7 protein-coding genes are annotated in these 6,403 nt (G+C 71.6%); 4 read left to right on the plus strand and 3 right to left on the minus strand.

All coding sequences use genetic code 11. The features are described from left to right. Positions 1-36: 36 nt before the first annotated feature. The gene (locus tag ACZ4VT_RS29350) at positions 37-1,470 is read right to left on the minus strand and encodes a family 2B encapsulin nanocompartment shell protein (RefSeq protein ID WP_467954124.1); all 1,434 of its coding nucleotides are present in this window, start codon (positions 1,468-1,470) and stop codon (positions 37-39) included. A 218-nt stretch (positions 1,471-1,688) separates the two neighbouring features. On the opposite strand from ACZ4VT_RS29350, the gene ACZ4VT_RS29355 reads away from it, so the two are divergent. From ACZ4VT_RS29355 to ACZ4VT_RS29365, 3 genes are read left to right on the plus strand one after another with little or no spacing between them, the layout of a single operon-like run. Continuing rightward, positions 1,689-2,093 (plus strand): hypothetical protein, encoded by a 405-nt coding sequence (locus ACZ4VT_RS29355; protein WP_467954126.1) that lies wholly within the window; start codon positions 1,689-1,691, stop codon positions 2,091-2,093. A gap of 3 nt (positions 2,094-2,096) precedes the next feature. After that, positions 2,097-2,522 (plus strand): thiol-disulfide oxidoreductase DCC family protein, encoded by a 426-nt coding sequence (locus ACZ4VT_RS29360; protein ID WP_467954128.1) that lies wholly within the window; start codon positions 2,097-2,099, stop codon positions 2,520-2,522. A gap of 11 nt (positions 2,523-2,533) precedes the next feature. Further along, on the plus strand, positions 2,534-3,274 hold the full coding sequence (locus tag ACZ4VT_RS29365) for a TetR family transcriptional regulator (RefSeq protein ID WP_467954130.1): 741 nt from the start codon (positions 2,534-2,536) through the stop codon (positions 3,272-3,274). 81 nt (positions 3,275-3,355) lie between these two features. Here the strand turns inward: ACZ4VT_RS29365 and ACZ4VT_RS29370 are convergent, their stop codons facing one another. After that, a complete protein-coding gene (locus ACZ4VT_RS29370; protein ID WP_467954132.1) occupies positions 3,356-4,672 on the minus strand; it encodes a metallophosphoesterase in 1,317 nt (438 codons plus the stop codon). Continuing rightward, the gene (locus ACZ4VT_RS29375) at positions 4,669-4,959 is read right to left on the minus strand and encodes an SCO4848 family membrane protein (protein ID WP_467954133.1); all 291 of its coding nucleotides are present in this window, start codon (positions 4,957-4,959) and stop codon (positions 4,669-4,671) included. The genes ACZ4VT_RS29370 and ACZ4VT_RS29375 overlap by 4 nt, the downstream gene beginning before the upstream one ends. A 121-nt stretch (positions 4,960-5,080) precedes the next feature. On the opposite strand from ACZ4VT_RS29375, the gene ACZ4VT_RS29380 reads away from it, so the two are divergent. Continuing rightward, complete coding sequence (locus ACZ4VT_RS29380; RefSeq protein ID WP_467954135.1) at positions 5,081-6,322, plus strand: D-alanyl-D-alanine carboxypeptidase family protein; 1,242 nt, start codon at positions 5,081-5,083, stop codon at positions 6,320-6,322. The last annotated feature ends 81 nt before the right edge of the window (positions 6,323-6,403 follow it).

Genomic DNA, 6,403 nt, shown 5'->3' on the forward strand with positions numbered 1-6,403 from the left:
CGCGGGCGGGGCCCCGGCCGGCGGGCGCCCCCGCCCTCACGCGCGCGGACGGACCTCGACGTTCTCCAGGACGCCGACGGCGTCCGGGACCAGGACGGCCGCCGAGTAGTAGGCGGTGACGAGGTACGAGATGATCGCGCGCTCGTCGATGCCCATGAAGCGGACGTTGAGCCCCGGCTCGTACTCGTCCGGCAGGCCGGTCTGGTAGAGGCCGATCACTCCCTCGTTGTCCTCGCCGGTGCGCACCGCGATGATCGAGGAGGTGTGCTGCTCGGTGAGCGGGATCTTCCCGCAGGGCAGGATCGGCACCCCCCGCCAGGCGGGGATGTGGTGGCCGTCGACCTCGACGCCGCCGAGACCGATGCCGCGCTTGTTGCACTCCTTGCCGAAGGCCGCGATCGCCTTCGGGTGGGCGAACAGGTACTGGGTGCCGCGCCGCATGGAGAGCAGGTCGTCGAGGTCGTCCGGGGTCGGCGGGCCGCAGTGGGTCTGGATGCGCTGGTCGAAGTCGGCGTTGTGCAGCAGCCCGAACTCCGGGTCGTTGACGAGCTCGTGCTCCTGCCGCTCCCGCAGCTCCTGGACGGTGAGCCGCAGCTGCTGGTGGGTCTGGTTCATCGGCTGGTTGTAGAGGTCGGCGACCCGGGTGTGCACCCTCAGCACGGTCTGGGCCACGCTCAGCTCGTACTCGCGCGGCTTGAGCTCGTAGTCGGCGAAGGCGCCGGGCAGTGCGTGCTCTCCGTGGTGGCCGGCGCTCAGTTCGATGGCCTTCTCGCCGGCCCGGTTGGTGCGGAAGCCGTTGCGGCCGCCGTTCAGGCCCGCGACGTGCGCGCGCAAGTGGGCGTACTGGTCGGCGACCGCCCGGTACGCCGTCTCCGGGAGCGCGAGGATCGTGACGGCGGTCGCCGCGCGGGCGGTGAACTCCCAGGTGGTGCCCTTGGCGCGGGCCAGGGTGTGGCCGCCGAAGGTGTCGCCGTCGCCGAGGCGGCCGACGACGTTCTCGTCCCCGTACTTGCCCGCACAGATCTTCTCGACCTTGCCGTGGGCGATGAGGAAGACGTGGTCGGCCTTCTTCCCCGAGTGCACGATGACCTGGCCGGGCTGGTACTCCTTCTGCACGAACTTCTCGGCCAGGGCGCCGAGCGCGAGCGGGTCGTCGAAGCCGCGCAGCAGCGGCAGCTCGGTCAGCTCGGCCGGGATGACATGGACCTTGGAGCCGTTCTTGACGAAGGCGACGCGGCCGTCGCCGAGCGTGTACGAGAGCCGCCGGTTCACCCGGTAGACGCCGCCGGGCGTGTGCACCCAGGGCAGTTTCCGCAGGAGCCAGCGGGAGCTGATGCCCTGCATCTGCGGTTCGGACTTGGTCGTCGTCGCGAGGTTGCGCGCCGCCGCCGTACTCAGGCTGAGCTGTTCCTGTTCGTGCTGCCGCTGCGCCGTTCCGGTCCGGGGGCCTGGGGCTGTCTCGACCGACATGGGCCGCCTCACTTTCGAATGCAGGTGACGGTTACTCTCGGTGGCTATGTGTAACGCATCGTGGTTCCGGCTGTCGCCGGGCGTCGCCACGTCCGGGTGAGGCGATGGGGCCGTCCGGCCCAGTCCGAGAACCCTCGAACGATTCGCTTGAACTTGTTCAAAAAAGGCCCTACAGTCAACGACGTAAGCAGTTGAACGCGTTCAAGGGGGCTGGGTCCATGGACCTCACCGTGGTCACGTACGTCATCTACCTGCTGGTCAGCATCGGTCTCACCGTCTGGGTGGCCCGCACGCTCAGCCGCAACGGCCGGGTCTTCATCGGCGACGTCCTCCAGGGGAACGAGAAGCTCGCGGACGCCGTCAACCAACTCCTCGTGGTCGGCTTCTACCTGGTGAACATCGGCTTCGTGACGCTCTACCTGAGGTCGAGCGAGGAGATCGACACCGCGCGCAGCCTCTTCGAGGCCCTCTCGGTCAAGCTCGGCGTCGTCCTGCTGGTCCTCGGGGTCATGCACCTCGGGAACGTGTGGGTGCTGAACAAGATGCGCCGCCGGGGCGTCATGGAGCGCCAGCAGACTCCGCCCGTCGCCCCCCAGGGGTGGACCGTGCCGACCGGGGCCTGAGCCGTGGCCCCCACCCCAGCGGTACGGAAACTGACCGTCCTCTACGACGCGAACTGCCCGCTCTGCGTCCACATCCGGCACTGGCTGCTCGCGCAGCGCCGGCTGGTCCCGCTCGCCCTGGTCCCCGCGGCCTCATGGGAGGCGCACCGCCGGTACCCGCGGCTCGACCACGCGTCGACGCTGAGGGAGATCACCGTGATCGGGGACTCGGGGCAGGTGTGGACCGGGACCGACGCCTTCATCGTGTGCCTGTGGGCGCTGGCGGAACACCGGCCGAAGGCCAACTGGCTGGCCACCGCGGCCGGCCGGCCCTTCGCCCGGGCGGCCATGTACACCGCCTCCGCCTGGCGGCAGGCGGTACGGACCGAGGGAGCGCCCGAAGGCGTGGAGGGACCGGCCTGTGACGACCAGTGTTCCGTCCCCCGATAGGCTCATCCACCGTGACTGATCAGAAGGCTCCCAAGAGCGAGCAGACCCGCACGCTCATCCTCGAAACCGCGCTCCGTCTCTTCCAGGAGCGCGGCTTCGACAAGACGACGATGCGGGGTATCGCGAAGGAGGCCGGTGTCTCGGTCGGCAACGCCTACTACTACTTCGAATCGAAGGAACACCTGGTCCAGGGCTTCTACGACCGGATCGGCGCCGCACACCAGGCGGCGGTCCGGCCCATTCTGGACAACGAGACCGATCTGCAGAAGCGGCTCGCGGGCGTACTGACCAGCTGGATGGACATCGCGGCTCCGTACCACGAGTTCGCCTCGCAGTTCTTCAAGAACGCGGCCGACCCCGAGAGTCCGCTCAGCCCGTTCTCACCGGAATCCGAGACGGCGCGGCAGGCCGCGATCGACATCCACCGCGAGGTGCTGGCGGGCGCGAAGACCAAGGTGCCGGCCGAGCTGGCCGACGTACTGCCCGAGCTCATGTGGCTCTCGCAGATGGGCCTGGTCCTCTACTGGGTCTTCGACCGCTCCCCGAACAGCGAGAAGACGCGGCGGCTCGCCGAGCGCGGCGCGCAGCTGACGACGCGGGGCATCGTCCTGGCCCGGTTCCGGGTGCTGCGGCCGCTGGTGCGGGAAGTGCACGAACTCTTCGCGGACTTCCTGCCCGGCATGGCGCAGACGGCCACGGCGGGGGCCCGGCGCAAGGCGTCGGACCCGGACCCGAAGCCGGACCCCGCGTAGGACCGGGACCCCGCGCTCCGAGCCGGTCGAGTTCCCACAGGCGCCAGACCCCGGTGCCGTCCCAGGGCCGGTCGGGGCGGGTCAGGCCTGATATGAGGCGAGTTCCACGACCGTGATGTCGGACGGCGCGCCCACCCGGACCGGAGGCCCCCAGGCGCCGGCTCCTCGGGACACGTAAAGCTGGGTGTCCCCGTACCGCTCCAGCCCGGCGACGGTGGGGTTGGCGAGCTCGGCGAGGTAATTGCCGGGCCAGAGCTGGCCGCCGTGGGTGTGGCCGGAGAGCTGGAGGTCGACGCCGTGGCGGACGGCGTCGTGGATGACCACGGGCTGGTGGGCGAGGAGTACGGCCGCCCGCGACCGGTCCCGGTCGCCGAGGGCCGCCTGGAAGTCGGGGCCCTTCCCCTCCAGTTCCCCCTGGATGTCGTTGACGCCGGCGAGGTCGAAGTGGGGCAGGGCGCGGCGGGCGTTCTCCAGCGGGGTCAGGCCGAGTTCGCGGACGTGGTCGATCCACTGCTGCGCCCCGGAGAAGTACTCGTGGTTCCCGGTCACGAAGTACGAGCCGTGGCGGGCGCTGAGCCGGCGCAGCGGCTCGGCGGCGGGCCCGAGGTCGGGGACGCTGCCGTCGACGAGGTCGCCGACGATCGCGATGAGGTCGGGCTGGGTGCGGTTGACGGTGTCGACGATGCGCTGGGTGTGGGCGCGGCCGAGCACCGGGCCCAGGTGGACGTCGCTGACGACGGCGATGCGGAAACCGTGGGCCGCGCGCGGCAGTTTCGCCAGCGGGACCTGCACCCGCCGGACGCTCGGCCCGCGCAGGACCCCGTGGGCTCCGGCGGCGACGGTACCGACGGCCACGGCGGCGGCCGCCCCGCCGACCGCCCGCGCGACGAACCGGCGACGCGTCAGCTCCAGGGCCATGACGGCGGGCTCGGGGGCCGGCTCGGCGGTGGCGGTCACGACGGGCGCCGGGGCCGCCGGGGCCGGCTCGGGCGCGGGCTCCGGGGCGGCCTCGGGAGCGGCGGCCCGGGGAACGCTCTGCGGCGCGGGAGTTCCGGCGACCGCCCCGGAGGGGACCCGGTGGGCCAGACGGCGGAGCAACAGCGCGCGGATCGGCTCCGCGACCAGCATCGTCAGGGTCAGGTACAGGAGCACCGCGAGCCAGAGGTATCCCGGCCAGGCCACCGTCTGCTGCAGCCAGAAGGGGGCGCCGGCACGGCCCGTGGTCAGGGCGGCCACAGAGAGGAGGGGCAGGGCGATGGTCAGAGCCGTGCCGACGCGGCGGGTGCGGGCGCCGGGCGCCGTGGTGTCGCGGACCAGCCGGATCCAGAGCCAGCGGTGCACCAGCACCAGCAAGGCGCAGACCGCGAGCGCGACGAGCGCGAAGACGAGGATCGTCATGCCGAGGCACCCGCGTCCGTGCCGGCGCCCGTGTCCGCGCCCGTGCGTGATGCGCGCCGCAGGGCCCGGACCCCGCGCAACCCGATCACACCGACCGCCGTCCCCAGGAGAAAGGACGTCACCGCGAGCGTCAGGTGCACCCAGAAGAAGGTCGTGGGATCGCCCGCCGCATCGAAGGCCTGGCCACTGCCGTTCTTCCACAGGTTCCGGACGAAAGACACCCAGATGAACCAGCTCCACACTCCGAAGGCGAGCAGGAACCAGGAGGCGGCACGGCTGAGTTTCATGCCTTCAGTATCGGATTCGTCCCCAGGACGGACGCGCCGGGGTGGGCTGTCCCGGGGGTGGTTGCACCGAAATGGCCGGTCCGCGGCGCCGGACAACTCATCGGGAGGTACTTTCACCTGCGTGTCTGCCAAGACGACCGCGCTGACGGTCCTTTCCGCCGCGTTGCTGGTGCCCTCCCTGTTGGTGGCTCCCGCCCACGCCGCGCCGACCCCGCCGGCCGACGGCAAGGGCGGGCCCGCCAAAGCCCCGCAGGCGCCCGCGCCGCCCGCGTCGATGTCCACGGTCGGCGGATCCCTGCTCGGCCAGCCGGGGACCCAGGTGAACCTGCTGCCCGGCGCGCCCGCCCTGCCGACGAACCTCACCGGGCGGTCCTGGATCGTGGCGGACGCCGAGTCGGGCGAGGTCCTGGCGGCGTACAACGCGCACTGGCGGCTTCCCCCGGCCTCCACCATGAAGATGCTCTTCGCGGACACCGTGCTGCCGAGCCTGCCCAAGGAGCAGGTCCACAAGGTCACCGAGCAGGACATGGACGGCGTGGGCCAGGGCAGCAGCCTGGTCGGCGTCAAGGAGGACCTCGAATACTCGGTCCACGACCTGTGGCTCGGGGTGTTCCTGCGGTCGGGGAACGACGCCGTGCACGTGCTTTCGGCCATGAACGGCGGCATCGACAAGACCGTCAAGGACATGCAGGCGCACGCGGAGGAGCTGCAGGCCCTCGACACGCACGTGGTGTCCCCGGACGGGTACGACGCCCCCGACCAGGTGTCGAGCGCGTACGACCTGACGCTCATCGCCCGCTCCGGGCTGCAGAAGCACGACTTCCGCGAGTACTGCGGCACGGCCGAGGCGAAGTTCCCCGGCCGGCAGGAGGCCGGCAAGCCGCGCGAGTACTTCGAGATCCAGAACACCAACCGGCTGATGACGGGCGCGGGCGGGCTCTCCCCCTACAAGGGCATCGCCGGGGTGAAGAACGGCAACACCACCATGGCGGGCTCCACCTTCACCGGCGCCGCCCAGCAGGGCTCCAGGAAGCTGCTGGTCACGGTGATGAACCCGGGTGCGGGCGGGGCGAACTCCGTGTACGAGGAGACCGCGGCGCTGTTCGACTGGGGCTTCGCGGCCGCCGGGAAGGTCAGGCCGGTGGGTGAGCTGGTGCCGCCGAAGAGCGCGGACACCTCCTCGCACGGATCCCCGGCCCAGTCGCACGAGAACAACCCGTCGGCGGCCGGGAAGGGCTCGGGCGGTGTGGGCACCGCGCTGGGCGTCGCGGGCGGCGTACTGGCCGTGCTGGCGGGCGGCGCCTTCGTGGTCAACCGCCGCTGGCCCCGCGGCCGCCGCGGCCGGGGCGAGGACCTGGTGTAGGCCCGGGGGGGGGGGGGGGGGGGGGGGGGGGCGGGGGGGGTCGGCTCTCCTCGTTGAGGACTGGGCGGGGGGGTCGGCTGG

Source organism: Streptomyces sp. NPDC029164 (genome assembly GCF_055563995.1).